29 protein-coding genes and 1 pseudogene are annotated in these 25,463 nt (G+C 72.8%); 18 read left to right on the forward strand and 12 right to left on the reverse strand.

Translation table 11 applies throughout. The features are described 5' to 3' along the window. Positions 1 to 26: 26 nt before the first annotated feature. Positions 27 to 2,639: a LuxR family transcriptional regulator gene (locus tag KSP35_RS20905; protein ID WP_216997701.1), complete on the reverse strand. Its 2,613-nt coding sequence runs from the start codon at positions 2,637 to 2,639 to the stop codon at positions 27 to 29. Positions 2,640 to 2,848: 209 nt separating this feature from the next. Between KSP35_RS20905 and KSP35_RS20910 the strand changes: the two genes are divergently transcribed. Both KSP35_RS20910 and KSP35_RS20915 read left to right on the forward strand, forming a co-directional pair. Next, positions 2,849 to 3,265 (forward strand): hypothetical protein, encoded by a 417-nt coding sequence (locus KSP35_RS20910; protein ID WP_216997702.1) that lies wholly within the window; start codon positions 2,849 to 2,851, stop codon positions 3,263 to 3,265. Position 3,266: 1 nt separating this feature from the next. Then, positions 3,267 to 3,659 (forward strand): hypothetical protein, encoded by a 393-nt coding sequence (locus KSP35_RS20915; RefSeq protein ID WP_216997703.1) that lies wholly within the window; start codon positions 3,267 to 3,269, stop codon positions 3,657 to 3,659. Positions 3,660 to 4,027: 368 nt separating this feature from the next. Here KSP35_RS20915 and KSP35_RS20920 read toward each other — a convergent pair whose 3' ends face one another. Next, positions 4,028 to 4,597, reverse strand: coding sequence for a dihydrofolate reductase family protein (locus tag KSP35_RS20920; RefSeq protein WP_216997704.1), 570 nt, complete (start codon positions 4,595 to 4,597; stop codon positions 4,028 to 4,030). A gap of 29 nt (positions 4,598 to 4,626) precedes the next feature. After that, on the reverse strand, positions 4,627 to 4,827 hold the full coding sequence (locus tag KSP35_RS20925; RefSeq protein ID WP_216997705.1) for a hypothetical protein: 201 nt from the start codon (positions 4,825 to 4,827) through the stop codon (positions 4,627 to 4,629). On the opposite strand from KSP35_RS20925, the gene KSP35_RS20930 reads away from it, so the two are divergent. The 3 genes from KSP35_RS20930 (at position 4,826) to KSP35_RS20940 (ending at position 8,732) form a co-directional block, all read left to right on the forward strand. Further along, on the forward strand, positions 4,826 to 6,838 hold the full coding sequence (locus KSP35_RS20930) for a hypothetical protein (RefSeq protein ID WP_216997706.1): 2,013 nt from the start codon (positions 4,826 to 4,828) through the stop codon (positions 6,836 to 6,838). The two genes, KSP35_RS20925 and KSP35_RS20930, sit on opposite strands and share 2 nt — an antisense overlap. A gap of 300 nt (positions 6,839 to 7,138) precedes the next feature. Then, positions 7,139 to 7,993 carry a hypothetical protein gene (locus KSP35_RS20935; RefSeq protein WP_216997707.1) on the forward strand — a complete coding sequence of 285 codons (855 nt, stop codon included), beginning with the start codon at positions 7,139 to 7,141 and terminating at the stop codon, positions 7,991 to 7,993. Positions 7,994 to 8,330: 337 nt separating this feature from the next. Beyond that, positions 8,331 to 8,732 carry a DUF4267 domain-containing protein gene (locus KSP35_RS20940; RefSeq protein WP_216997708.1) on the forward strand — a complete coding sequence of 134 codons (402 nt, stop codon included), beginning with the start codon at positions 8,331 to 8,333 and terminating at the stop codon, positions 8,730 to 8,732. A gap of 172 nt (positions 8,733 to 8,904) precedes the next feature. Here the strand turns inward: KSP35_RS20940 and KSP35_RS20945 are convergent, their stop codons facing one another. Further along, entirely contained in the window at positions 8,905 to 9,675 is a 771-nt protein-coding gene (locus KSP35_RS20945) for a hypothetical protein (protein WP_216997709.1), read from the reverse strand. Positions 9,676 to 9,815: 140 nt separating this feature from the next. Between KSP35_RS20945 and KSP35_RS20950 the strand changes: the two genes are divergently transcribed. From KSP35_RS20950 to KSP35_RS20960, 3 genes and pseudogenes are all read left to right on the forward strand, one after another. Beyond that, positions 9,816 to 10,166, forward strand: a complete 351-nt coding sequence (locus tag KSP35_RS20950) for a hypothetical protein (protein ID WP_216997710.1) — start codon at positions 9,816 to 9,818, stop codon at positions 10,164 to 10,166. A 111-nt stretch (positions 10,167 to 10,277) separates the two neighbouring features. Further along, positions 10,278 to 11,235, forward strand: a pseudogene (locus KSP35_RS20955) (aldo/keto reductase). A gap of 86 nt (positions 11,236 to 11,321) precedes the next feature. Then, positions 11,322 to 12,173, forward strand: coding sequence for a phosphatase PAP2 family protein (locus KSP35_RS20960; protein WP_216997712.1), 852 nt, complete (start codon positions 11,322 to 11,324; stop codon positions 12,171 to 12,173). Between the two features lie 79 nt (positions 12,174 to 12,252). On the opposite strand, the gene KSP35_RS20965 is transcribed toward KSP35_RS20960, so the two are convergent. Both KSP35_RS20965 and KSP35_RS20970 read right to left on the reverse strand, forming a co-directional pair. Further along, positions 12,253 to 12,522: a hypothetical protein gene (locus KSP35_RS20965; protein WP_216997713.1), complete on the reverse strand. Its 270-nt coding sequence runs from the start codon at positions 12,520 to 12,522 to the stop codon at positions 12,253 to 12,255. Between the two features lie 77 nt (positions 12,523 to 12,599). Continuing rightward, positions 12,600 to 13,562 carry an MBL fold metallo-hydrolase gene (locus KSP35_RS20970; RefSeq protein ID WP_216997714.1) on the reverse strand — a complete coding sequence of 321 codons (963 nt, stop codon included), beginning with the start codon at positions 13,560 to 13,562 and terminating at the stop codon, positions 12,600 to 12,602. A gap of 192 nt (positions 13,563 to 13,754) precedes the next feature. On the opposite strand from KSP35_RS20970, the gene KSP35_RS20975 reads away from it, so the two are divergent. After that, positions 13,755 to 14,177 carry a DUF6855 family protein gene (locus tag KSP35_RS20975; protein ID WP_216997715.1) on the forward strand — a complete coding sequence of 141 codons (423 nt, stop codon included), beginning with the start codon at positions 13,755 to 13,757 and terminating at the stop codon, positions 14,175 to 14,177. A 91-nt stretch (positions 14,178 to 14,268) separates the two neighbouring features. Here KSP35_RS20975 and KSP35_RS20980 read toward each other — a convergent pair whose 3' ends face one another. Next, positions 14,269 to 14,424, reverse strand: a complete 156-nt coding sequence (locus tag KSP35_RS20980) for a GPGG-motif small membrane protein (protein WP_216997716.1) — start codon at positions 14,422 to 14,424, stop codon at positions 14,269 to 14,271. Positions 14,425 to 14,609: 185 nt separating this feature from the next. Here KSP35_RS20980 and KSP35_RS20985 point away from each other — a divergent pair, with 185 nt between their 5' ends. Next, complete coding sequence (locus KSP35_RS20985) at positions 14,610 to 15,683, forward strand: cation diffusion facilitator family transporter (protein ID WP_216997717.1); 1,074 nt, start codon at positions 14,610 to 14,612, stop codon at positions 15,681 to 15,683. A 144-nt stretch (positions 15,684 to 15,827) separates the two neighbouring features. Beyond that, complete coding sequence (locus KSP35_RS20990) at positions 15,828 to 16,751, forward strand: type IV toxin-antitoxin system AbiEi family antitoxin domain-containing protein (RefSeq protein ID WP_216997718.1); 924 nt, start codon at positions 15,828 to 15,830, stop codon at positions 16,749 to 16,751. Between the two features lie 115 nt (positions 16,752 to 16,866). Here the strand turns inward: KSP35_RS20990 and KSP35_RS20995 are convergent, their stop codons facing one another. Further along, a complete protein-coding gene (locus KSP35_RS20995; RefSeq protein ID WP_216997719.1) occupies positions 16,867 to 17,331 on the reverse strand; it encodes an SRPBCC family protein in 465 nt (154 codons plus the stop codon). Between the two features lie 237 nt (positions 17,332 to 17,568). Here KSP35_RS20995 and KSP35_RS21000 point away from each other — a divergent pair, with 237 nt between their 5' ends. After that, entirely contained in the window at positions 17,569 to 18,426 is an 858-nt protein-coding gene (locus KSP35_RS21000; protein ID WP_216997720.1) for a hypothetical protein, read from the forward strand. Positions 18,427 to 18,516: 90 nt separating this feature from the next. On the opposite strand, the gene KSP35_RS21005 is transcribed toward KSP35_RS21000, so the two are convergent. Continuing rightward, positions 18,517 to 19,203: a hypothetical protein gene (locus tag KSP35_RS21005; RefSeq protein WP_216997721.1), complete on the reverse strand. Its 687-nt coding sequence runs from the start codon at positions 19,201 to 19,203 to the stop codon at positions 18,517 to 18,519. Between the two features lie 163 nt (positions 19,204 to 19,366). Between KSP35_RS21005 and KSP35_RS21010 the strand changes: the two genes are divergently transcribed. After that, on the forward strand, positions 19,367 to 19,768 hold the full coding sequence (locus KSP35_RS21010; protein ID WP_216997722.1) for a PilZ domain-containing protein: 402 nt from the start codon (positions 19,367 to 19,369) through the stop codon (positions 19,766 to 19,768). 272 nt (positions 19,769 to 20,040) lie between these two features. Continuing rightward, positions 20,041 to 20,604 carry a hypothetical protein gene (locus KSP35_RS21015; RefSeq protein WP_216997723.1) on the forward strand — a complete coding sequence of 188 codons (564 nt, stop codon included), beginning with the start codon at positions 20,041 to 20,043 and terminating at the stop codon, positions 20,602 to 20,604. A 156-nt stretch (positions 20,605 to 20,760) separates the two neighbouring features. On the opposite strand, the gene KSP35_RS21020 is transcribed toward KSP35_RS21015, so the two are convergent. Together KSP35_RS21020 and KSP35_RS21025 are read right to left on the reverse strand one after the other, a co-directional pair. Further along, on the reverse strand, positions 20,761 to 21,195 hold the full coding sequence (locus tag KSP35_RS21020) for a VOC family protein (protein ID WP_216997724.1): 435 nt from the start codon (positions 21,193 to 21,195) through the stop codon (positions 20,761 to 20,763). A gap of 96 nt (positions 21,196 to 21,291) precedes the next feature. Continuing rightward, complete coding sequence (locus tag KSP35_RS21025) at positions 21,292 to 21,738, reverse strand: helix-turn-helix transcriptional regulator (RefSeq protein ID WP_216997725.1); 447 nt, start codon at positions 21,736 to 21,738, stop codon at positions 21,292 to 21,294. 76 nt (positions 21,739 to 21,814) lie between these two features. Between KSP35_RS21025 and KSP35_RS21030 the strand changes: the two genes are divergently transcribed. Then, positions 21,815 to 23,089: a cytochrome P450 gene (locus KSP35_RS21030; RefSeq protein WP_216997726.1), complete on the forward strand. Its 1,275-nt coding sequence runs from the start codon at positions 21,815 to 21,817 to the stop codon at positions 23,087 to 23,089. 13 nt (positions 23,090 to 23,102) lie between these two features. Here KSP35_RS21030 and KSP35_RS21035 read toward each other — a convergent pair whose 3' ends face one another. Further along, complete coding sequence (locus tag KSP35_RS21035; RefSeq protein ID WP_216997727.1) at positions 23,103 to 23,693, reverse strand: hypothetical protein; 591 nt, start codon at positions 23,691 to 23,693, stop codon at positions 23,103 to 23,105. A 266-nt stretch (positions 23,694 to 23,959) separates the two neighbouring features. Here KSP35_RS21035 and KSP35_RS21040 point away from each other — a divergent pair, with 266 nt between their 5' ends. The 3 genes from KSP35_RS21040 to KSP35_RS21050 are packed head-to-tail and all read left to right on the forward strand — an operon-like array spanning position 23,960 to position 25,435. Then, complete coding sequence (locus KSP35_RS21040) at positions 23,960 to 24,427, forward strand: hypothetical protein (protein ID WP_216997728.1); 468 nt, start codon at positions 23,960 to 23,962, stop codon at positions 24,425 to 24,427. After that, positions 24,417 to 25,181, forward strand: a complete 765-nt coding sequence (locus KSP35_RS21045) for a nucleoid-associated protein (protein ID WP_216997729.1) — start codon at positions 24,417 to 24,419, stop codon at positions 25,179 to 25,181. The genes KSP35_RS21040 and KSP35_RS21045 overlap by 11 nt, the downstream gene beginning before the upstream one ends. Continuing rightward, positions 25,178 to 25,435, forward strand: coding sequence for a hypothetical protein (locus KSP35_RS21050; protein WP_216997730.1), 258 nt, complete (start codon positions 25,178 to 25,180; stop codon positions 25,433 to 25,435). Before KSP35_RS21045 ends, KSP35_RS21050 begins: the two co-directional genes overlap by 4 nt. Positions 25,436 to 25,463 lie beyond the last annotated feature (28 nt).

Raw genomic sequence — 25,463 nt, forward strand, 5'->3', positions numbered from 1 at the left:
GGACCGGGGTCCTGAGCAGCGGGTGCTCAACCGAGGCCGAGGGCCTCGGCCAGCTGGTCGCGGCGGTTGACGCCGAGCTTGGTGTACACGTTCTGCAGGTGGTTGTTGACCGTGCGGATCGACAGGAACAGCCGGTCGGCGATCTCCTGGCTCGACACGCCCTGCCCGGCGAGGGTGGCGATCTCGCGCTCGCGGGTGCTGAGCGGGACCGACCCGTCGCTCGGCACCAGGCCCGGGGTGCGGGCGCCGGGGCAGCGGTCGGCGAGCTGGGTGGCCCGGTGCGCCTGGTTGGTGCCCAGCCGCTGCTGGCCCTTGCGGCGGTGGGCGTCGGCGGCGGCGGCAGCAGCCTCGGCGGCCAGCAGCACCATGTCGAGCGCCTCGAAGGCCACCGACGCGGCGGCGAGGGCCTCGGGATCGCCGGCCTCCAGCGCTCGGACGTGCTCGGCGCGGGCGGCGACCACCGGGCTGTCGCTGGCGGCGGCCAGCGGGGCGAGCTGGGCGGCCACGTCGCGCACGCCGAGGCGGGCCGCGTCGTGCCACAGCCAGGCGGCCGAGCCGACGTTGTGGAGCGTCGCGGCGTCGGCCGCGCTGGTGGCCAGGAGGGAGCGGGCCTGCTCGGGGTCGCCCTGGGCCCACGCCGTCCACGCCCGTCCGATGGGCTGGTCGAAGCGGAGGAACTCGAACTCGGGGAGCTCGTCGCCCCGGGCGACGGCGGCCGCCGCGGCCGTCACGTTGCCCAGCACGGCCTCGGCCGAGGCCAGGCCCAGCTGGGCGATGCGCTCCGGGCCGTTGAACCCGTGGAGGCGGGCGGTGGACGCGCCCTCCTGGAACCAGCGGCGCGCCTCGTTGATGCGGCCCCGCTGGGTGCACGACTTGGCCAGCATGAGGGCGAACCAGATCTGCGCCACCGGGATGTTGTCGGCGACGGCGACGTCGTAGCCCAGGCGGGCCATCTCGTCGGCCTCGTCGAACCGGCCGGCCTCCACCAGGGAGAACGACTGGTTGACGATGTGGGTGCCGGGGTGCGCGAGCGCCAGCGGCTCGGCCAGCGCGCTGTGCTCCCGGAAGCCTTCGATGGCGGCCTCGATGCCCTCGGCGGTGCGGCCGACCGACGCCAGGGCCTGGCCGCGGATGAGCGCGATGAGCACCCGGGTGCGGGCCGTGTGCGGCGCGATGGCGGCCATGGTGTCGATGGCCTTCTGGGGCTGGGCGGCGAACATCCACACCGCCCCCTCCTCGGCCACCAGGTCGTCGGCGTGCTCCGAGCCGAGGGTGGCCTGGGCGTCCTCGATGACGGCCAGGGCGGCGCGCCAGTCGCACAGGCCCCATTGCAGGTTCTTGGTGCGCAGCGTGGCCCGCTGGACCATCACCGCCTCGTCGCTGGGCTCCGGCACCGGGGCGGCGAGCACCGCCTCGGAGGCGTCGAAGTGCCCCATCTCGTAGGCCGCCTCGCCGAGCAGCACCGCTGCCTCGGCGGTGGGCTGGAGCGACCAGAGCACGGTGGCCAGCCGCTCGACCTGCTTGAAGTCGTGGGCGTAGCGGGCCACCCGGGTGGCCTGGAGGAGCAGGGCGGGGTCCGGCGTGCCGCCGGCGTCGAGGCGCCACGTGGCCACGCGGCGGGCGTCCTCCCGGCGACGGGCGCCGAGGGCCTCGATGCGGTCGGCGGCGGCCAGCAGGATCGAGCGGCGACGCAGGACGGTGAGGTCGGCCCGCAGGGCCTCGCCGTAGAGCGGGTGGCCCAGCACGAGCTGGTGGCGGTGGCCGTCGACCAGGACGCGGATGAGGCCGCTGCGCTCGAGGGACTCCAGCTCGTCGAGGGGCACGTCGCCGGTGAGCTCGGCGGGGCCGAGCGGTGCGCAGACGGCGAGCTGGTCGACCACGCGGCGCGCCGGCTCGCCCAGGGCGGCCAGGCGGGTGGCCAGCACGTCGACGAGGCGTCGGCTCGGCGGGATGTCGCCGCTGAGCCGCCAGGTGCCGGAGTCGTCGCGGAGCAGCCCGGCGTCGACGGCCTGCACCACCAGCTCGCGGAGGAGCAGCGGGTTGCCGCCGCTGGCGTCGTGGAGCCGGCGCACGGTGTCGGTGCCCACCACGCCGCCGAGGGCCAGGCCCAGCACGTCGGCGGTGGCGTCGCGGTCGAGGTCGACGATGTCGAGGCGCAGGGCGCCCTCGAGCCGCCACCAGCCGGCGACGGCGTCGGGCAGGGGCTCGCCGTCGCGGATGGTGGCCACCACGAACACGGCCCGGGCGGCGAGCAGCTGGGTGAGCAGGACCGCGGAGGACGTGTCGAGCAGGTGGGCGTCGTCGACCAGCAGCACCAGCCGCCCGCCGCCCCCCATGGCCAGGAACTCGGTGCGGGTCTGGTCGAACAGCTCGCTGGGGCTGGCCGACGGGGTCAGCACGTGGGGCAGCACCGGCGCCAGGGCGCCCAGGGGCAGCAGGGCGGCGGCCTGGCTGGCCATGACCCGGGCGGTGAGCCGGCCGGCCGCCTCGGCGCGGGCCAGGCAGGCGTCGGCCAGGCGGGACTTGCCCACGCCTGCCGGGCCGTAGAGCACCACGGCGGTGCGGTCGGGGTCGTCGAGGGCGCGGCTGAACGCGTCCAGCTCCGGCTGGCGCCGGGCCAGAGGCCATCCTTCGTTCACCTCGCCCATCACCACCGCCCCCGGTGTTCGTTCCCGTCGCGGTCACCGTACCTCTGTGGCCCACCTCGCCCGCATCCGCTGACCTGGTGAGCACCGGCCCCGGCCGGGGTTGAGCACCGGCTGCTCAGGACCGCTCGACCCGTCGACCGCACCATGGGTGACGTGCAGGGGGAACGGTCCCGCTGCCGGCACCAGGAAGGCCCGATCCCGTGGGATTTTTCAAGCAGGTCAAGGACATGAAGAACATGGTCCACGAGGCGCCCGGCCTCATCGACCAGAGCAACCAGCTCCGCGCCAACGCCGAGGCTATGGCCGCGGCGCAGCAGGCCAGCCAGCAGGCGGCCTTCGCTGCGGCCATGCCCGCCGCCTCCCCGTCCGTCGTCAGCACCCCGACGCCCACCGACGGCGACTTCGCCCCCGTGGCCGGCGTCTCGGTCGAGCTCTACGCCGAGGTCTCCCGCTCCTTCGCCGAGGTCGGCTACGACCAGACCCGGGGCCACGAGCTGGCCGCCCGCAAGGGCATCGCCCCGGCCGACTGGGACGCCGCGGTGGCCGGGTGGAACGCCCGCATGACCTCGAACCCCGCCGTCGCCTCCCGCTTCAACGCGCTGTACACGGGCCGCTGACGTGGGCTTCTTCAAGGACCTCCACACCGTCTCCAAGCAGAGCAAGGAGATCGGCCGCACCAGCGATCCCGGCGCCCGCCTCCACGAGATGAACGCGAAGCTCGCAGCCGTCAACGCCTCCATGGTCCAGCAGACCGTGGCCCTGGCCCCCGACGCCGTGCCCTGCCGGGTGCAGGTGGTCTCCGCCTCGCCCACCGGCACGATCATCAACGGCGAGCCCGTCATGGCCGTGCAGGTCCTGGTGCTCGGCGACGGACGCCCGCCGGTGCCCACCACCGTCAGCGTGGCCATCCCCAGCCTGCAGCTGCACCGCCTGCAGCCTGGCGCGCTGCTCGCCGCCCGCACCAGCCCCACCGACCCGACGTCCTTCGCCTTCGACTGGGCGTCGGCCTAGGCGTGCCCGTGATCGTGGCCGTCGGCGGTGCATGGACCCACATTCGAGTGGGCAAGGACGCTCCCGTGCCGTTCACCGCCGACCGCCCCCGAGGCCGCGACCTCGCCGCCACGGCCGACTTCCGCCGTGGCCTGTCGGCCATCTCCCGGGCCGCCCAGCGCGCCTCGGCCGCACGCCCGGTCCGGGTGGTCCCCGTCGACGACCTGGTGCGCCCCCGCCGCCCCCCCGACCCCTCGCACCGTGGCGGCCCCCGTCAACGCCTGACGCCGACGGCTGCGCCCCCCTCCCCCCCGGCGCCCCCACGAACTTGTCGCAGTTGGCCGACGCATCGGTCGGTAGCTGCGACAGGTTCGTGACCTGGCCGAGCCTCAGGCGGGGCGGTAGACGTCGGAGCGGACGTCGTGGGCGTAGGTCTGGCTGTCGACCAGGGACCAGGTGGCCTTGGCCGGGCGCTCGGTGTTCGGGAACAGGCGGAGGCCGTGGCCCACGAAGACCGGGAACACCTGCAGGTGGAGCTCGTCGACCAGGTCGGCGTCGAGCAGGGCGTGCACCAGCGTGATGCTGCCGGCCACGAGGAGCGGCCCGCCCTCGGAGGCCTTGAGCTCGGCCACCTGCTCCAGCGGGTTGGGGCCGTCGAGCACGGTGGTGGCGGGCCACTCGGGGTCGACCAGGGTGCTCGACACCACGAACTTGGGCATCGAGTTCATCTTGTCGGCCATGGGGCCCTCGTAGGTGGGCCAGGCGCCGGCGAAGCTCTCGTAGGTGGTGCGGCCGATGAGCAGGGCGTCGGCGTCCATGGTCTCCTGCTGCTTCCAGGCCATGAGCTCGTCGGAGGCCATGGGCTCCACCCAGCCGGTGTGGGGGTGGGTGGGCTCCCCGCCGGGGGCCTCCACCACCCCGTCGAGGGTGACGAACTCGGTGACGATGAGGGTGCGCATGGTCGGGAGACGCTAGGCCGCCCGCGGGTTCATCGCGGCGGGACCGGGACGTCGACCGCGCTGGTGTCGGGGTCGCCGCCGGCGCCCAGGCCGATCACCGCCTCCTCCAACACCGCTGGGACGGCCACTCGCCCCTTCGGGTGATCGTGGTGGCGGCCCAGGATTGCACCGATCCATGTCGAATAGGTTCGGGACCGCACCCGCTCGGCGATCTCCCGGAGCCCGGCCATGCCCCCCTTCCTGCTCGCTGCCCAGCCCGCGCCCGCGGGCGGATCCTCGATCGGCGAGGTCCTCGGCGCCACCGCCGTGGCGTTGGTGGCCATCGTCGCCGTCGTGGCGCTGGGCGTCGCCCACCGTCGGCGGGGCCTGCTCGGCCCGCTGGTCCGCCAGGTGGAGAGGCGCACCGGCCTGCCGGCGTGGTCGACGCTGCCCGTCGCGGTGGCCGGCGTGTCCCTGCTCGTCGCGGTGTGGGGCTACTACTGGGACGTCTCGTGGCACATCGACCGAGGTCGGGACCCGGGAGCCTTCGCCAACCCGGCCCACTGGTTCATCATCATCGGCCTCGACGGCATCGCCTTCGCCGCCCTGCTCGCCGTCTTCCTCGGCGACGACCGCAGCCCCAGCGCCATCCGCATCGCCAAGGGCTGGTCCGTCCCGGTGGGGGCCGTGCTGCTCGGGGCGTGCGGCATCATCGCCCTCGGCGGCTTCCCGCTCGACGACATCTGGCACCGCCTCTTCGGCCAGGACGTCACGGCCTGGGGCCCGACGCACATCCAGATGATCGGCGGGGCGTCGCTGTCGACCATCGGCTGCTGGGCGCTCACGGTCGAGGGCCGGCGCGCGGTCGACGGGCCGCTGCCCACCGTGGGCCGCCGGTTCTGCCGGTTCGCCGACCTGTCGCTCGCCGGGGCCCTGCTGATCGGGCTGTCGACCCTGCAGGTCGAGTTCGACTTCGGCGTCCCGCAGTTCCGCCTGGTGGAGCAGCCGGTGCTGCTGGCGCTGGCCGCGGGCATCGGCCTGGTGGCGGCCCGCATCCGGGTCGGCCGGGGCGGGGCGCTGGTGGCCGCCGCCTTCTTCATCGCCGTGCGCGGGGCGCTGTTCCTGGGCGTCGGTGCCATGGGCCGGGACCAGATGCACTTCCCGCTCTACCTCGCCGAAGCGGTGCTGGTGGAGCTGCTCGCCCTCGTCTGGCCCGAGGACCGGCCCCTCACCTTCGGCGCGGCGGCGGGCCTGCTCATCGGCACCCTCGGCTTCGCCGCCGAGTGGGCGTGGAGCCGAGCGTGGATGCCCATCGGCTGGACGTCGGACCTGCTGCCCCAAGCGCTGTTCCTGGTTCCCCTCTCCGGTGTGGGCGCCGGCGTGCTCGGCGCCCTGGCCGGACGCCACCTCGCCCTCGCGCCGGTCGGCCTCGGCCGCCAGCAGGCGGCGGAGGTGGGACCGGTCGGGGGGTTGGTGGACCGCTCGGCACCGGCGGGGGCGGCGGCCGGCACGCAGTGGGTCGACGAGGCCGTGGTGGCCGCCCCGCTGCGCCCCACCGGCGCTCGCCGGCTGGTCGGGCCGCTGGCCTGGCTCGGGGTGGCCGTGGCCGTGTTCGCGTCGCTGCCCATGGGCGCCCACCGGGACTGGACCGCGCAGCTGCAGGTCGACCGGGTGGCGTCGGCTCCGGGGCAACCGGCCCGGGCGTTCGTCGACGTGCGGCTGAGCTCTGACGCCCGGGACGCCGTGGAGGGCGGGGCGTCGTGGTTCCACGTCCTCACCTGGCAGAGCGCCAGCAACACCTCCGACGGCGGGTACTCGGCCACCGACCTGGTCCGCCAGGCCGACGGGTCGTATCGCACGGCCGAGCCGGTGCTGGTGGGCGGCACGGGCAAGACCATCCTCCGGCTGCACGACGGCACCACCGTGCAGGGCGTGCCGATCTTCCTGCCCGACGACCCGGCCATCCCGGCGAAGGGCGTCGCTGCGGTCGACGCCACCCGCGCCTTCCAGCCCGACAAGCAGATCCTGCAGCGCGAGGCCCGCTCGGACCGGGCCGCGCTGGAGCGGGCGGCCTACGTCGTCCTCGCCCTGGTGGCCGCCGGTTGGATGGCGCTGCTCTCGTGGGGCCTCACCCGCCTGGGCCGTCCGCCGCAGCACGGGCCCGGCTCCACCGAGCCGGCCGCCCGACGGGTGCGGGACCGGAGCCGTCGTCCGGCGGGGGCGACCTCGCCGCTGGGTGCCCACCGCACCGGCACGGCCTGAGCTCGCTCGCTGTCCGGCCGGCCGGTCGGGTCGGCCGCCCGGCCGGTCGATCGGCTGATCGGGCGGGCGACGCTGACCTGGGCCGGCTGATCGGCTGATCGACGCTGACCTGGGGCGACGCGCTGCCGCCGTTCGCCGGGCATGGGCCATCCGGCCCGTTGTGCTCGGGTGCCGGGCCGAACCGACCGATGCAGTGGCGTGCGGGTACCACGGCGCCTGGTCGGGATCGCAGTCACGGGAGTGGCCGTGGCGGCGATCCTGACCGGGTGCGGCCCCACCGTGCCCTCGACGAGCTGCCCGATGTTCCCGGCCGACAGCCACTGGCACCGGTCGGTGGCCGCGCTGCCCACCAAGGCGAGCTCGGCCCAGCTGGTGGCGACGGTCGGTTCGACCAGCGCCCTCAAGGCCGACTTCGGGTCCGGGACCTGGGACGGCGGCCCGATCGGCATCCCCTACGTGGTGGTGCCGGCTGGCCAGGCCAAGGTGCGCGTCACGTTCGACTACGACGACGAGAGCGACCCGGGCCCGTACCCGATCCCGGCCGACCCGCCCGTCGAGGGCGGCCCGAACGCCGACGGGGACCGCCACGTGCTGGTGGTCGACGCCGGGTCGTGCACCCTCTACGAGCTCTACGACGCCCACCCGCAGGCCGGAGGCTCGTGGCACGCCGGGTCCGGGGCGGTCTGGAACCTGCGGTCGAACGCCCTGCGCCCGGCCGGGTGGACCTCGGCCGATGCCGCCGGCCTGCCGATCCTGCCCGGCCTGGTCCGCTACGACGAGGTCGCCGCCGGCAAGGTCGACCACGCCATCCGCATGACCGTGCCGGTGTCGAGGACGGCCTACACGTGGCCGGCCACCCACCAGGCGGGGTCGACGTCGAGCTCGAGCGCGCCGGCCATGGGGGAGCGGTTCCGGCTCAAGGCGACGGTCGACGAATCGACGTTCCCACCCTCCGTCCGGCCGATCATCCGGGCCCTGAAGACCTACGGCGGGATCGTGGCCGACAACGGTTCGGCCTGGTACCTGAGCGGCGTGCCCGATCCGCGGTGGGACAACGACGACCTGCAGGCCCTGCGCCGCATCAAGGGCGCCGACTTCGTCGCCGTCGACGCGTCGAGCCTGAAGGTCTCGCCCACGTCCGGCCAGGCCCGCTGATCCCGGGGCCCCGCTGGTCGACGTCGGCGCCGAATCGACGTCGAATCGCCCCGACGGCCCCGCCCGATCACACCGCCTCGGCTGCCGGAGCACCCACGGCTCCGGTGGTGGTCGTGGTCGAGCTCGGCGCCGAATCGACGTCGAATCGCCCCGACGCCGCGTCGCTCGTTGCCCGCCGTCGTCCCGGCGCAACGCGCTGACCTGCGGGTTCGCCGCTGGCTGCGTCGGCGCCGAATCGACGTCGAATCGCCGCCGAGGTCGAACCGGCCGACACCTCGACCTCGGCGGGCCGTCGCGAGCGGAGGCAGGAAGCCGACAGATCGGGCAGGCTGCGCCGATGTCGTCGACCAGCAGCCGTGACCCGCTCGCCATCCTCGCCGGGGGCATCCGCTTCGCTTCGGGCGTGTCGTTCCTCGTGGCGCCGGAGGCCGCCAACAAGCTGTGGGGGGCCGACCCCGACGACGTCGGCCCGACCGCCTCGCTGCTGCTCCGCTCGATGGGCTACCGCGACGCCCTGGTGGGCGGCATGCTCCTGCGCGCCGGTCTCACCGGCGACGCCAACACCGCCGGCTGGTTCCTCGCCAGCGGCGGCGCCGACCTGGCCGACCTCGTCGGCGGCATCGCCAACCACGACCGCATGACCGCCAAGGCCAAGCAGATCGGCCTCGGCGGCGCCATCGTCGGCGTGGCCGTCGGCCTGCTCGGCGCCGCCAATGCCCGCCGTCGCGCCGCCCGCTGAGGACCCACCCGCCGAGGCCCACCCGCTCCGCTGGGGCGCACCCGCCTCAGCCGCCTGTCGGCGATCGCCGTCGCCCAGGGTCGGCCAGCGACCTCTGGCGACAGGAACCCGGTCCGCCGGCGACGGGAACGCAGCCCGCGGGGCGTCGAGCCCGTCAGCCGTGGGCGTCAGCTCAGCCGGCCGGCGTGAGGTTCCCCTCGTCGTCGCAGGTGAAGCCCTCGGCCTCGAGCACCTCGGGCGCCGGGCACTCCTCGACCTGGCCGCCCTGGGCGCCCGGGATGGGGGTGAGGTTCCCCTCGCTGTCGCAGGTGTAGCCCTCGGCCTCGAGGGTCTCGGGGGCCGGGCACTCGTCGACCTTCAGGCCGGTGGTGGTCGTGACCGCCGGCTCGGTGGTGCCCGAGCCCTCGTCGACCGGGGTGAGGTTGCCTTCGCTGTCGCAGGTGTAGCCCTCGGCTTCGAGCGTCTCGGGGGCCGGGCACTCCTTGGCGGTGCCACAGGTCGAGCCGTACGACGTCTCGAGCTGGGCGAAGGCCGACGCCAGCTCGGCTTCGCTCGGCGCTCCCGTGGCGTCCTCGGTGACCTGGAAGCTGAGCTTGCCGAGGGTCGCGAGGGCGGTGCCCAGGTCGGCGTCGGCCCCGCCGTCGAGGTCCTCCAGGGTGGCGATGGCCTTGGCCCACTCGGCATCCGCGGCCACCTGGCCGTCGTGCTCACCGGTGGCGATCGGCTCCAGCGAGCCGTAGAGGTCCAGCACCGCGGTGTACGGCTCGCACACGGCCTCGGGGTCGGCCGGCGCCGTCGTGGTCGTCGCCTTCGGCGCCGTGGAGGTGGTGGCGGCCTTGGCCTTGGTGGTCGTGGTCTCGGCGGCACCGTCGGAGCTGCTGCTGCCGCAGGCCGCCAGGAGCAGCGCCAGGGCCGCGACGGGCACGAGGATCGAACGACGCATGGCGGGAGCTCCTGCGGTTGAGGTGGTCGGGCGAGCGTAGCGGTGGCCCGGTGGAGCCCGAGGCCCATCCAGGCCGCGATGCCGGTAGCGTCGGCCCGGCACGACGCCGGTGCCCGCCGCGTCGGCACCGGGAGGCAACCATGGCCGAAGCACCCGTCGTCGAACCGCCCGCCGCGCGGACCGAGCCGGTCGAGCCGGAGCAGCCGGTCGACCCCGTCGCCCTGCCCGAGCTCACCGACGACGAGCTCACCGCCTTCGCCCTCGCCACCGACCGCACCGACGTCGCCGGCGACGAGGCCATCAGCTACTGGGACGTCGTCGCCCCACGCGACCTGGGGCTGCTGCCGGGCTGGTACATGCCCAGCCCCAGCGCCGGGACCCGCCGCCTGGTCGGCTGGCGCCGCCGGGTGGTGTTCCTGGTGACCGGCTCGATCGTGGTGATCAACGCCGTCGGCCTCTGCATCACCTACGGCCACGTCACCCTCGGCTGAGCCGCCGCTCGGCTGAGCCGCCGCTCGCTGCGGCGGGGCGCGGTGGAAGGCGCCGGCGCGCCCGCTAGGAACGTCGGGCACCGCACCCCACCCCACCTCCCGGAGCACACCATGAGCGAGATCGCCCACCGACGCCTCGGCACCTCCGGGTTGGTGGTCTCCACCGTGGGCCTCGGCGCCAACAACTTCGGCATGCGGCTCGACCGCAAGGCCAGCGCCGAGGTCATCCATGCCGCGGTCGACGCCGGCATCACCCTCATCGACACCTCCGACTCCTACAGCGACTCCGAGGACTTCCTGGGCGAGGCCCTCGAGGGCAAGCGGGACCAGGTGGTGCTGGCCACCAAGTTCGGCTCGGCCCTGCGCGACGGACGCAACGGACCCGACTGGGGCGCTCGCGGGTCGCGCCGCTACATCCGCACCGCCGTCGAGAGCTCGCTGCGCCGCCTGCGCACCGACCGCATCGACCTCTACCAGCTCCACTTCCCCGACGCCGCCACGCCGATGGCCGAGACCCTCGCCGCCCTCACCGAGCTGGTGCACGAGGGCAAGGTCCTCTACGTGGGCTCCAGCAACCTCAAGCCCTGGCAGGTGGCCGACGCCGAGTGGCTGGCCCGGGACCTCGGCCTCGAGCGGTTCGTCAGCGCCCAGAACGAGTACAGCCTCCTCGACCGCCGGGTGGAGGCCGAGCTGGTGCCGGCGCTGGAGCACTACGGCATCGGCCTGCTGCCGTACTTCCCGTTGGCCAGCGGCCTGCTGACCGGCAAGTACAAGCGGGGCGAGGTCGCCGCCGAGGGCACCCGCGTGGCGGCCTGGGGCATGCAGGCCGCGCTCACCGACGCCAAGTTCGACGTGGTCGAGGGCCTCGAGGCCTACGCCGCCGAGCGAGGCATCACCCTGCTCGACGTGGCGTTCGGCGCGCTGGCCGCCCAGCCGGCGGTCGCCTCGGTCATCGCCGGTGCCACCAGCCCCGCGCAGGTCCAGGCCAACGTGGCCGCCGGCGTGGCAGCCCACCACCGAGGACCTCGAAGCCCTCGACGCCATCGCCCCGTCGAAGCGCCCCGCCTGAGCCCCGTCTGAGCCCCGTGGGCGAGGCACCCAACAGGGGGGGGCCTGCCTTGCGAGCCGGCCCTCGGGGCGGGAGGATCACCGGTCTTGAACTGGCCGACCTGGAACGAGGCCGCGATCGCCGCGGTGCTGAGCATCGTGCTCGCGCAGGTGGCCAAGCGCCGCTCGGGCAAGGTCTGGGGCGCCATCGGCCCGGCTGCCACCGAGTTCGCCCTGATCTCCGGGCTGTACTCCGTGTGGCGCGTGGCCCGGCAGCTGCCGCTGGCCCAGGACGAGGGCGCCATCGAGCGGGCCCACCAGATCGTGCGAGCCGAACGGTGGCTGCACCTGCCGACCGAGCTGTCCATGCAGCACTTCGTCCTCCGCCACGACGTGCTGGCCCGCTGGACGAACACGTACTACGCCACCGTCCACGTCCCGGCGCTGCTCGCCTTCCTCGTGTGGCTCTACGTCCGCCACCGCGACCACTTCCCCCGCTGGCGCAACGGGCTGGTGATCCTCACCGGCTTCTGCCTCGTGATCCGCTTCGTCCGGGTGGCCCCGCCCCGGTTCCTGCCGGGCTACGTCGACCTGTCCACCCGCTACGGCATGAACATCTACGGCCCCGTCGGCACCGGCGTGTCGGACCAGTTCGCCGCCATGCCGTCGATCCACGTCGGCTGGGCGGCGGTGGTGTCCTTCGGCATCGTGGCCGCCAGCCCGAGCCGCTTCCGGTGGCTGGCCCTCTTCCACGTGGTGGCCACCATGTTCGTGGTCATGGCCAGCGGCAACCACTGGTGGCTCGACGGCCTCGTCGCCATCGCCCTCCTCGGCGTCGGCCTCCTCATGGACACCGCCGGCCGTCGCCTCGCCGCCCGCTGGCGCACCACCAAGGCCGAGGGCGACGACCCCGGCCCCGGCACCACCACCGGCGCCGACCCCGAGCTCGCCACCGCCTGACCTGGGGTCGGACCCCGAGACGCCGCACCGTCCCGACGGTCGTCGGATCGACGAGGCGGGGCGCGACGGTCGACGTCGGTCAGCCGGCGAAGAGGCCGACCACGGTGAAGGCGAGGACGGTGGCGCCGAGGATGCGGCGCCAGGGGTTGACGCCGCGCACGATCTCGTCGATCGCCCACACGACGAGGGCGGCGACACCGACCCACCGCACGACGTCGCCGGCGGTGCCGGCCGGGTCGAGCACCTTGCGCACCACGAGCGTCGCCAGCCAGATGCCCAGGGCCACGTTGGGCCACTGGGCGATGGTCCACCCGCCGGTCTCTCGGTTGCGGAACAGCCAGGCGATCACCGCGCCTGCCTACCCGTCGCCGGCTCGCCCGCCCGCATCGCCCCGAGCGGCACCGACGGCAGCAGCACGAGCCGGGCTCAGGAGGCGCAGCAGACGTGGGTGGTGAGCGGGCCGCCGTTCCAGGTGAGGGCGTCGCCGAAGGCGGCCACGATGTCGAAGGGGCGCTGCTCGGCATCGGCGTAGGCGCGGTGGAGGTTGAGCAGGAGGCGCTCGGCGTCGAGCCAGTCGGCGAACGGGCCGAGGTCGGTGCGGCGGGCGGCGTCGAGCGGGCCGAGGCCGTCGCGGCGACCGTTGGCCGCGGTGGCCAGGACGAAGCGGTAGTAGCGCTCGTGCTGGCCCAGCACGTCGGCCAGCGTCGAGGCGGTGACCAGCGGCCCGTGGCCGGGGACCAGGTGGTCGGGCTCGAACGTCGCGAGCCAGTCGAGCGATCGCAGCGCACCGTCGACCGAGCCCGCCATCACCAGCGGCGTGAGGCCCGAGAACACGAGGTCGCCGGTGAACAGCACCCGCTCGTCGGGCAGCCACGCCACGAGGTCACCGGTGGTGTGGGCGGCGTAGCCGGGGTGGACGAGGTCGATGCGCCGGGTGCCGGTGTGGACGGTGAGGTCGGACCGGGTGGTGATGGTGGGGGCGCGGCGGGTGACGGCGCCCCAGTCGGGCACCGGCGCCCAGAGGGGTGGGCAGCCGTCGATGACCGGGTCGACCAGGAGCTGGGCCCGCATGCGCTCGTGGCCGATCAGCGCGGTGGTGGCGGGCAGGAGCGAGTTGCCGTAGGTGTGGTCGCCGTGCTCGTGGGTGTTGGCGGCGACGGTGATCGGGGCGCCGTCGGTGGCGTCGCGCACGGCGTCGAGGAAGCGGCGGGTGCGGGCCGCGGTGGCGCAGGTGTCGATCACCACGGTGCCGTCGTCGCCGGTGACGGCCCCGGCGTTGTTCACCCACCAGGAGCCGTCGGGTTGGATCCAGGCGAAGACGCCGTCGACCACCTCGTGGAGCGCGCCGGCGTCCACCGTCGCATCGACCTCGTGCGCGTGCTCGTCCATGGCGCCCCCTGCGGTCCGCGCTGCCGGGCGGGCAGCGTCGGCATCGTAGGGACGGCGTCCTCGCCGTGCCGGGCAGCAGCAGGTGGATCGGACATCTCGGTCAGCTCCCGGCTCGCCCGGCCGCCAGGCGGTAGACCGTGCGCCAGCGGGCGCGCCACCACCGGTGGACCGACGACGAGACGGAGCAAGCCAATGGCCGAGGAGCCCATCAGCAGCGGGAGCGGCACCGAGGAGGACCCCTGGGTCCTGAAGACGCCACCGGGCAGCTCGAGCTACACGCTGCACCGCGGCAGCCGAGACGGGGTCGACGCCCTGGTGTGCACGGTCGGCAAGACGGTGCTCTTCTACGACGCCCGCTGCATCGACGACCTCCACGCCATGCTGGTCGAGCGGGGCGACTGGGTGGAGCTGGGCTCGGCCGACGAGCAGAAGCCGGCCAAGGACGGCACCGTCGAGGCGTGGGGCCGCTCGTCCGACAACCCGGTCGGCGGCTGGTACGGCCTCAAGAAGGGCCTGCGCGGCCGCTTCGGCATGTACGTCCCGCCGCTGCTCGAGCACCTCGGCCTGGCCGAGCTCGAGCACCACGCCCGCGGCAACCGCATGCGAGCCCGCTGACCGCTCGGTCCACGAACCGGGCCCGGACGCGGAACGTCCCGCCCGCTCCGAGGAGCAGGCGGGACGCCCGAGCGCGGTCGCGGGGCGGTCGCTAGGCGCGCTTGTTGAAGATGGACACGCCTCCGGGGCCGATGAGGCACCCGACGACGATGAGGACGATGCCGAAGATGATCTGGCCTTGCAGGAGCTGCACTATCCCGATGATGACGACGATGGCTGCGATGATCCAGAGGAGCGTTGCGTTCATGTCGCCCACGTACCCGACCCCGGTGCCCTGAGTCACGGCTGGTGAGGAGCCGCAGGTCAGCGGCTCGCACATCACCCTCGCGGGTTACCCGATCGTGGGGATGCCGGTCGGGTCCGGCACCGACGCAAGGTCCGCCGTCGAGCAGCTCCGACCGGTTCGGGCGGACGGCGGGCAGGATGGCGGCCATGACCGCCGACCCCGCCCCCGAACCGGCCGCCGAGCCCGGGTCGGCTGCGGCGGCCGGGCCGGCTGCGGCGGCCGGGCCGGCGGTGCCGGCTGCACCGACGGGGCGGGCGATCCCGTTCGCCGAGCTGTCGCAGCCGCACGACTCGGCGGGGTCGGAGAGCACGCTCACCGTGCTGATCGCGCTCGGAGCGAACGTGCTGGTGGCGCTGGCCAAGTCGGCCGCGGCGGTGATCACCGGGTCGGCGTCGATGGTGGCCGAGGGCGCGCACTCGTGGGCCGACGCCGGCAACGAGGTCTTCCTCCTCATCGCCGACAAGCGCGGCCGCCGTGGCCCCGACCCGACCCACCCGTTCGGCCACGGGCGCGAGGCCTACGTTTGGTCGCTGTTCGCTGCGCTCGGCCTGTTCGTGGCGGGCGCTGCGGTGTCGGTCACCCACGGCGTGCAGGAGCTCATCAACCCCGAGCCGGCCAGCGACTTCGTCGTCGGCTACGTGGTGCTGGTGGTCTCGTTCCTGCTCGAGGGCTTCTCGTTCCTGCAGTCCATCCGCCAGGCCCGGCCCGAGGCCGAGTCCATGGACCGCGACCTCATCGAGCACGTGATGCGCACGTCGGACCCGACGCTGCGGGCCGTGTTCGCCGAGGATGCGGCGGCCCTCACCGGGCTGGTGATCGCCGGCGGGGCGCTGGCTCTGCACGAGATCACCGGCTCGTCGGTGCCCGACGCGATCGGCTCGATCCTGGTCGGCCTCCTGCTGGCCGTGGTGGCCGTGGTGCTGATCGACCAGAACCGCCGCTTCCTCGTAGGCCAGGAGGCCGACCCCCGCGTCCGCCAGGCCGTGATCGCCGAGCTCACCGCCGACCCCGAGGTGTCGCGCGTGACCTACCTCCGCCTCGAGTTCGTCGGCCCCCGCCTGCTCACGGTCATCGGCGACGTCGACCTCACCGGCGAGGACACCGAGACCCACGTCGCCCTCCGCCTCCGTGCCCTCGAGGCCCGCCTCGACGCGTCCCCCGCCGTCGCCGGCTCCGTCTTGAGCCTCAGCGCCCCCGACGAGCCCAGCCTCCAAGCCTGACCTTTTGTGGTCTGCCGGCCGGTCCGGGTCGGCGGTGGCTGGGCCGGAAGGCTCGTGCGCAAACCGGTTCTCATCGCGGCTTTGCGCACGACCCTTGCGGTCGGACCCGAGTTCTGTCAGACCCTCGCGGGAGCCTGGGGGGTCATGGACGCAATCGACCTCGCCATCGTCGACCTCGCCAGCCGGCAGAAGGGCTTGGTGACGAGGGTGCAGGCCATCGGCCTCGGCCTCTCCAGGGAACGCATCGAGAACCGCCTGCGCGCCGGTCGCTGGGTGCGAATGGGGCGTGGTGTCTATCGGCTCGCAGGTTCCCCAGAGACCTGGGAGCAGCGAGCGCTCGCCGGGTGCTTCGCTGGCCCGGCAGGCGCCTGCGCCTCCCACCTCACGGCGGCAGCGCTCGCTGGGCTCGGGGTGTCGCCGCCGCCGGTGCCGCACCTCACCGTCGAGCGGGACCGATCGGCCCGCAGCCCTCTGGCCGTCGTTCATCGAGCCCTTCTCAGCCCCGAAGATCGGGTCATCCTCCGGGGCGTGCCGGCCACCTCGGTGCCTCGAACGCTGGTCGACTGTGCATCCCTGCTGGGGCCGAACCGGCTGCAGCGCTTGGTGGACGAGGCGGTCCACCGGCGCTTGGCGCTGCCCCACCAGGTCGACCGGGTGTGGGATGCGGTGCGCACCGCACCGGGTCGTCCCGGCGAGGGTCGGCTTCGGGCAGCGCTCGAGCCGTGGCAGGGGCCGATCCTGCCGGGGAGCCCGCCGGAGGCCCGCCTCCGCCGTCAGCTGGTCCAGTGGGGCTTCCCCGAGCCCGACCTCCAGATCCGGGTCCGTGACGAGACCGGGACGGTGATCGGTCGCATCGACGTTGGCTGGTGCGGCCGACTGGTGGGCATCGAGTACGACTCGGACGCCTTCCACGGCCCGTCTCGGTGGGCCAGCGACGAGGCCCGCCACCACGCCATCGAGCAGCTCGGCTGGCGACTGCTCCGCGCCGACAAGGTCGACCTCAGGCCGGGTCACCCCCGCCTGCGGGATGCGCTCGAACGGGCGTGGCGGTCGACGTCGGCGGCCTGACCTTCCGGCACTCCCTGGCAAGGCTCGTGCGCAAACCGGTTCTCTTCGCGGTCCTGCGCACACACCTCGAGACGGTCGGCCTCTCGGCTTGCAGCGCGCAGCGGGTCGAGCTTGGTCAGGGGGCGGGGGACTCGACCTCGGCCTTGATGCGGTCGAGGGTGGCTTGCATGCCGTTGCGGTTGGTCTTGCCGCGGGCCCAGCCGAGGACGGCCCAGTAGAGCTTGAGGGGGAGGATCGGGGCGAGCTGGAACGACTCGGTGACGTCGGCGCCGCCGTCGGGGGTCGGCTCGATCACGTAGCGCCAGGTGTTGATGGCCCGGCGCTCGGGGCCGACGACGAAGGCGAACTCGCGGCCCGGGTCGCAGGCGGTGACCTCGCAGGGCGACCAGTAGATCGGGCCCTTGCCGTTGCGCTTCACGTGGCCGCGGAAGCGGGCGCCGACGGCCGGGCCGGTGGCGCCGTCGGTCCACTCCGCCTCGAACGTCTCGGGGCTGTAGCGGCCGATCTTGGTCACGTCGCTCACCAGGTCCCAGATGGCGTCGGGCGAGGCGTTCATGTGGACGGTGACCGAGTCGTGCATGGCGGCAACCTACGTCGCCCGCACCGCGCAGAGTGCCTGGGCCTGCCGCAGGGCGCTCGGGGACGGGAGAGGGCGCAGCTCGCCGGAGCGGGAGGGGTCGTGATGGCGTTCCATCCATCGTGGGGATGGGCGAAGACGTGACGGGTGTCATACCATCTCCCCCGAGTCGGCGGCTCAGGGGAGATGGACATGGGGCGACATCGGGGGCGGGTCGGGCGTCGGCTGACGTGTGGGGCGGTGGCGGTGGTGGTGGTCGCGCTGGTGCCGAGGCCGGCGCTGGGGGCGGTGACGGCCAGTCCGCCGCTGCGCCAGGCGGTGCTCACCTACGACAGCCGCAGCACGGCCACCATGCGGGAGGGCACCCTCACCGCCGACGGGGGCGACCGGTACGCGTACCGGAGCGTCCCCGGCTCGTTCGACGCGTCGGGCCCGGGCAGCAACCGGGGCGAGAACCTGCGGGTGGCGTTCTGGCCGGCCGGCGTCCCGGTGGTGGCCGACAGCGAGAGCTGCGCGATCTGGACGTCGCAGCTGGGGCGCAACACCCAGCAGGGAGCGGCGTTCCGGATCCGCCTCGGCGGCGACGGCCGGCTGCGGGCCCTGACGGTGACCAAGAACATCCTCTACGGGGTCAACTGGGGCTTCAACTTCCACACGTGGGACACGAACCAGCGCCACAGCTACACCAAGTTCGGGGCGGTCCTGGCCGACGGGATGAAGGGGCCGGACGACCGTGCCCTGCCGCTGCCGTGGCACTTCTGCGCCCGCACCGTGGGGTCGACCATGGAGATCAAGGTGTGGACCACCCACATGCGCGAGCCGGCGTGGGGCGATCCGCGCTTCGGTGGCAAGGTGGCCATCCCGGCCGGGTGGGAGGCGTCGGGCACCACGGGTTGGTACGTCGGCCACGTGCCGGCCGGCGGGTGGGCCGAGTTCGACGACCTGCGCACGTGGCGCTACCAGCTCACCGAGCCGGTGGACCGCCCCACCGAGCCCACCGGTCGCACGGCGGGAGCGGTCTCGGCGGCCAGTGCGGGCGGTGCGGCCACGACCTCGCCGACGACCGCGCCGTCGGCGCTCGATCCCGCTCCGGCGTAGGGGCCGGGGCGCGCCGCTGCGGTGGGGTCGCTGGTGCGGCCCCACCGCAGCGGGTGGTGTGCGGGTGCTCGGCCCGGGTGGGCCGGACGGTCAGTGCGTGGTGCGGCGGAGGTGGACGACGCCGGCGCCGGTGATCAGCGCCATGAGGACGGCAGCGGCCACGGCGACCCAGGCGGCGATGCCGGCGATCATGCCGACGGTCGACCAGGCGTAGGCCGAGAGCAGCAGGCCCCGCAGCGTCTCGCCCTTGAACAGCGTGTCCCGCTGGCCCTTGAGCTCATCGGCGGTGGCCTGGAGCTTGGCGACGTCGGCCTTGCTGGCGCCGGCCTTCTCGGCCGCGGTGACCTTGGCGGCAGCGCCCCGGTCGTCGATCTCCGAGTAGGTCTTGCCGCCGGCGATGCCCTCGAGGTGGCCGGCGATGTAGCCGGCGTAGGCCTGGGCCTCGCTGCCGGTGGTGACCTGCTGGCCGGCGTGGCCCACGAGGTCGGTGCGTCCCTCGGCCACCAGGTCGGCCTTCGACGGGAAGAAGACGTTCTGCGACGCCAGCTCCTTGTGGACGTAGTCGTTCGAGAAGCTGTTGCCCCAGAGGAGCAGCCCGCCGGCCACGGCGAACACGATGGTGGCGATCACACCGAAGCCGATCAGCACCTCGTCGACCCGACGGCGGGGGAGGCGGACGAGCTCCTCGCCGGCGGCGGTCTTGGCGGCCGCCCTAGCGTCGGCCTTGTCGGCCTTCTCGGCTCGGTGGTTGCTGGCGGCGGTGGTCGTGGTGGTCATGGTGCCCTGCCCTTCTCGTGCGAACCGATCGGCTGACTGGCTGCACCTCGAACGTACGGAAGGGCCGGTTCGGGCAGTAGGGCCGAAGGTCCCAACGGGCGACGGCGCCGGTCGCACCGGGGGGTGGCCTTCAGAACGGGGCGTTGCCGCCGACGGTGAGGGGGTGGGGACCGACGGCTTCGAGCGCAGCACCGGGGTCTGGCGGGAGGATCCGCCACGCATCGGTCGCCGGCATCGGGTGGGCGTCGGCGTGTCGTGGCGCATCCCGTTGGCCGAAGGGGCCATGGAGCGGCGCTCGCGCAAGCGGCAGGAGGCCGAGGCCCACCACGCCATCCTCCACGACCTCTCCGTCTCCGGCGCCCGCCTCTTCGCCCCGCTCGACGAGCGCATCACCCAGGGCTGCCTGCTCCAGCTGGAGCTGGGCGGCGAGTGGACGGCGGTGCAGGTGGCCTGGATCGGCGACTCGCCGGCGCCCAAGGCCCAGTGGTGCGGCGTCCAGTTCGTCCACCCCAGCCAGAGGTTCATGGCCGAGGTCTTCCAAGCGATGGATGCCGTCGAGCCCTGAGGGCGAGCGACGACCGGCTCGGCGCAGCCGGCCTCGAGTAACGGGCCGAGCCGCACAACGTCTGATCGCCCACCTCGCAGCGACAACTCGTCGCCTAGCTTCTGTGCATGGGGCGAGGGTTGGTGCTTGCAATGGCGGTGCTGTTAGTCGCGTGCGGCGCGTCCGGGCCGGAGCAGACGAAGGCGAAGGTCGAAGGGAGTGGGCTCGAGCGGTCGGAGACTCTCGGCTTGGTACCTGCGCTTCACCCTGAGTGCGGTCAGCTAGGAGCTGCTGTGGCGAAGTACTTGCAGAGCGGAGACGCAAACGATCAGCCTCGGATCGAGCAGAGCTTCGCCGCCAAGCGTGCGGAGATCCTGAAGGCACCCGATGAGGCGCAGGCTGGGCTCGCCCGCTCTGAGGCGTCGAGCGCGATTGACCGATGCGACGCCTCCCTCGCCAAGCAGGAACGCGACGCCCAGGTTGCCGCCGACCGCGCCGAAGCAGAGCGCCAGGCACAGGAGGAGGCGGACCAGCGGCAGGCCGAGCAGGATGAGCAGGACCGCCTTGCCGAGCAAGAGGAGGCCGATCGCATCGCGGCGTACGCAGCTTCGTGCAAGGAGCACGGTGGCCACGTGGACGAACAGGATGAATGCAGGGTCGACTACCCCGGTTACGAGGATCAGGCGGTTGCGATCCTCGACGATGGAAGCTTCGATCAAGCCACCGCTGACGCCAATCGCTCGGACTGCGAGACGGCGAGCGAGGACGCTCGGTTGGGATCCGAAGAGGGCGTGCCGTGGAGCCAGCAGCCGGAATACCACGCCGACTCAGGGGTCTGCTTCTACGGCAACCCCTAGTGGCTCGATGCCTGACTGGCGAGAGGTGTCAGCCGGCGTCGGGTGGGGGCCAGGTGAAGCGGGCGTCACGCCGGCGGTGCCCGAGGCACGCCACGTCCGATTGCCCACCTCGCAGCGACAACTGGCGTCGCAGCCCGGGCCGCCAGCCGAGGAGCGTCAGGCGTGGGGGAAGTCTTCGCCGGTGAACTCCTTGGGCTCGACCATGACCAGCCAGTTGCCGGAGTTGTCGCGCAGCACGGCCTCGATGCCGTAGGGGCGCTCCGACGGGGGCTGGACGAACTCGACGCCCTTGGCGACGAGGTCGGCGTGGTCGCCGCGGCAGTCGGTGGTGGTGACGCCGAAGCCGCTCATGGAGCCGGCGGCGAGCGAGCGGCGGACGGCCTCGGCCAGCTCGGGGTTGGCGGGCGGGCCGGGGACCATGAGGGTGACCTCGAGGTCGGGCTGGTCGGGGTGGCGGATGGTGCACCAGCGGAAGCCGTCGCCCATCTGCACGTCGGTGTGCTCGACGAAGCCGAGCTTGTCGAGGTAGAAGGCCTTGGCCTCGTCCTGGTCGGTCACCCAGAGGGTGATGAGCGAGACGTTGGTGATCACGTGGGCTCCTGCGGTTCGGGCGGTCGACGGGGTGGTCGAGGGCGAGGCGGCCGACGGGGGTTTGCCCAGGTCGGGCGAGGTCGGTCGGCCGTGAACCTACGGGTGCTCCTGTGCCGGTGGCTTCTCCGAAGTTGCGGGATCCGGGAGGCGGTCGCTGAGCCCGTGCATGAACACGTAGCAACCGGGGATGCGGGGTGCGCCGGTGGCGGCCCAACGGGCTTGGTAGGCCGATGGCGACACCCCCACCAGCTGGCGGAACTTGGCGCTGAAGGAGCCGAGGCTCGAGTAGCCCACGAGCAGGCAGACCTCGGTGACGGTGAGGTTGGTGGCCCGCAGCAGGTCCTGGGCCCGCTCGATGCGCCGCTCGGCCAGGTACAGCGCCGGCGTCTTGCCGTAGACGGCCGAGAAGCAGCGCAGGAAGTGGTACTTCGACACGCCCGCCTCCGCCGCCAGCGCCCCTAGGTCGAGCGGCTCCGCGTACGACCGGTCCGCCAGGTCCCGCGCCCGCCGCAACGGCACCAACAGCTCATCGGGCACCCGCATCGCCCCGCAGTCTCGCGGTCGGGGGTTGTGGCTGACGTCGCAGGCGGCTCGGACGGGTGACGTGGGAGGGTGGGGGATGCGAGTCGAGCAGGTGGCGCTTCCGGTCTTGCGGTGGGTGAACGGCAAGCCGCGGCTGGCGCCGGCGCTCGATCGGCTGCTGCAGCCGTTCAACCCGTTCAGCCGCACGCTGAACGTCGACCCGTACCCGGCGTACGAGCGGTTGCGGGCCGAGGGGCCGATGGTGTTCCACCGGGGGCTCAACACGTGGCTGGTCACCAGCCACGAGCTGTGCGAGGAGGTGCTGCGGTCGCCGGCGTCGGTGGACCGGGGGGACCTGTTCGACGTGGTGTCGCCGTGGTCGAAGCTGTCGCCCACCGAGCGGGCCACGTTCACGCGGTCGCTGCTGCTGGTGGACCCACCGGACCACACCCGGCTGCGGAAGCTGGTGTCGAGGGCGTTCACGCCGCGGACGGTGGAGCGCATCGAGCCCCGGATCCGCGAGATCGCCGAGGGCCTGGTGGCCAAGGCGGCGCTGGAGGACCGGGTGGACCTGTTCGCGGCGGTGTTCGCCCCGCTGCCGATCTACGTGATCGGCGAGCTGCTGGGCATCCCCGAGGACGACTGGGACCGGCTCAAGGGCTGGTCCGACGAGCTGGCCAAGGTGATCGACCCGGTCGACGCCTTCGTGCCGGCCGAGATGGCGCGGGCGGTGGCCGAGCTGGACGAGGCGCTCGACGGGTGGATCGCCGTGCGGCGGGCGGCGCTGGGCGACGACCTGCTGTCGAAGCTGCTCGAGGCTGAGAGCGACGACGGCGGCGGACGCCTAGACCGGGCCGAGCTGCGGTCGATGGTGGCGATCCTCATGACGGCGGGCCACGAGACCACCAGCGGCCTGCTGGGCAACGCCGTGGTGGCCCTCGACGGGCGGCCGGACCTGCGGGAGCGCCTGGCCAGCGATGCCGACGTGGCCGGTCCGGCGGTGGAGGAGCTGCTGCGCTTCGACAGCCCGGTGCAGAACACCGACCGCATGGTCCAGGAGCCCATGACGGTGGGTGGCTGCGAGGTGAAGCCCGGCCAGCAGATCACCATGCTGATCGGCGCCGCCAACCGCGACCCCCAGCGCTTCGACCGCCCCGCCGAGCTCGACTTCGACCGCCCCGACAACCGCCCGTTGAGCTTCGGCCACGGCATCCACCACTGCATCGGCGCCGCCTTGGCCCGGCAGGAGGCAAAGACCGTCCTCCCCCTCCTCTACCGCGAGCTGCCAGCGCACCGTGTCGACGTGAGTGGCGTGCGGTGGAAGCGCTCGATGACCTTGCGCGGCCCGGTGCGATTGCCGGTCCAGCGCTGATCGGGCGGCTTGCTCAGCTGGTCTTCTTCTCCTTGCCGTAGCGAGCCTCGGCAACCGCGTTCTGACGGCCAATGGACGAGAGCTCGGGGTGCGCGGCGGCAACCGGCTCCGGGTCGGTCTCGGAGAGGAGCTTGCGGACCTCGGCACGGGTCAGGCCGTCGAGCGCCTCGGCAGCCTCGGTGGCGCCTCGACCCTCGACCTCGGCGTGCCCGTCGGCGAACCGCAGCGACTCCTGCGTGCTGATGGGCCGCCACCCCTCGCCGGCCCATTCGACGAGCGGCACCAGGAACCGCTCGCCAACCTCGAACCTCGCCGCACCCGTGGTGCCGACCGGGTCGTGGCCCTTGGTGGTCCAGCCCGACGTGGTGAACGTGGATCGCTCCGGCACCGCCGCCGGCCCGAGCCCCTGGTACAGCACCTCATCGATCTCGACGGTGACCGTCCGCTGCTGGAACGGCTCGTGGTGCCGCTCCTCCGCAGCCGTCAGCGGGATGGCCTCCTCCCCGGTGACCTCGACGATGGCGACCGCATCGGCGTAGCTCACCCAGTCGACCAACGTCTCGTGCGCCATCGCCTCCAGGTCCGGCTCCGCCAACCTCCGCATGTCGCCATCCGCATCGCTGTAACCGCCGCAGGCACCTAGGGCCAGGAGTGCCGCCACGGCCAATGGGGACCAGCGGGAGACGGCAAGGGAATGAGCAGCCACCCGCTACGTTCTGGTCGCTCTTTTGTTGGCTGTCAAACAGCGTCTCTTCGTTCCGGACATCTCGGACACGTTCGAGGTTGACCTCGAAGCACAGGCTGAGAAGGACCCTCCGGCCCGGTCCTGCCATCCGCGCGGGGCCGTTCCTTCGCTGCGAAGCTGGCCGCATGTCGTCTGATGCGGTGATCCTTGGTGTTGCGGGATTGGTCGTATCTGGCATCGCGGGCCCTGGGGTTGCGTCCGTCTTGTCGCGCGCTGCTCTCACCCGCCAGTTCCGTCGGGAGGATGCTGCGGAGTGGAAGACCGGGCTCCGGCAGGTATTGGATAGCTCCGCAAGTGCACTCGGGAGCGCAGCGACCAACGTGCGCCTTGCCGTCGCTGGGGCGGATCAGGCAGCGGAGCTTCAAGAGATCTTCGTCATTGGACAGCGCCTTCGACTCTGGCTGCCATCGTCGCACCCGGTGGTCACGTCGTATGAGGCATGTCGCGAGTCACTGCTGGAAATCGCCAAGGCGGCGGTTCCTGATCCCGACTTTGCCGGATTTGAAGCCGAGCGCGAGGTCTTTTTGACAGCCGCGAGAACTGCGCTGGCAGCCCCATTGCCGACCTCCGGGAAGGTGCCCGTTGGATCTTGAGACCTACTGGATCGAGTCGGCGATCGTGCACTACGTGCCGCGCGGGAACTCTCAGGACGACACGATTGCGCTGGCGGACGCTCCGCTCGGGCTGACCGACGATCTTCGAAGCTACTTTCACCGCAAGATCGTCGAGAGCATCGACCGAAGCGGGGTGGCGGTCGTGGCTGACCCTGACGGCGATCCGGTCGTTAGAAGCATGGTTGAGGGCATCACCTCGGATCCGGCCAGATTCGTCTCGTGCTCCCAGGTCTTGGCTCAGCGGCTCAACGTCGTGCAGTCCGCTCGGAACTCTGCGGGGCTCCTTACGGTCATCCGAGGGTCGATAGACGATGTCGCTTGCTGCTCGATCCTCAAGCTCGAGCGTGAACAGGGACTCAGGTTCGTGGTGGACGACCGCGATGGTCAGACAGTCGTCGACGTAGAGCTGCTCAAGAACCTCACACTCACGGACAAGACGAAGGTGTTCAAGACCTCGATCCTGCTATGCCCTACCGCTGGCGAGGAGCATGTCCGAGGTCGCGTCTCCGACGATCAGCGCGGCGAAGGCGGAGTCGCCCAGTTCTTCCTCAGCGGCTTCCTTGGCTGTGCCCTGGAGGAGAATCCCGCCGTTGTCACCATGGCCTTCGCCCGCGCGTTTCAGACCTTCCTCGATCGGGACGTACCGAACGTCGAGACGAAGGGCAGGTACCAGGTCGCTCTGCTTGCAGCGCTGCAGGACCAGTCTGCGGAAGTGCGCCCTGGAAGTTTTTGACGCAGAACGTCGATCCGCCTGACCGGCCGCAAGCCAGCTCCCGCTTTCGCGAGGCAGGCGTCGACCCGCGGATGCCCTTCCCGAAGGACACCACGATGGTGAAGGCCAACGGCTTTCGGCTCACCTTCGAATCCGGGATGGTCCTTGTTGGCAGTGCTGCCGACCTTGAGGAGCGGGTGGACCTGAGCCTGGCCGAGGCCAAGAGCCCGAAAGTGACGGTTGACGACCCCGTGAAGCGCCTTGAGGGTCGCTAGCCCGAGCAGCCAAGGCCGCTGGGCGCAG

Source organism: Aquihabitans sp. G128, from assembly GCF_019048865.1.
Lineage (GTDB): Bacteria > Actinomycetota > Acidimicrobiia > Acidimicrobiales > Iamiaceae > Aquihabitans.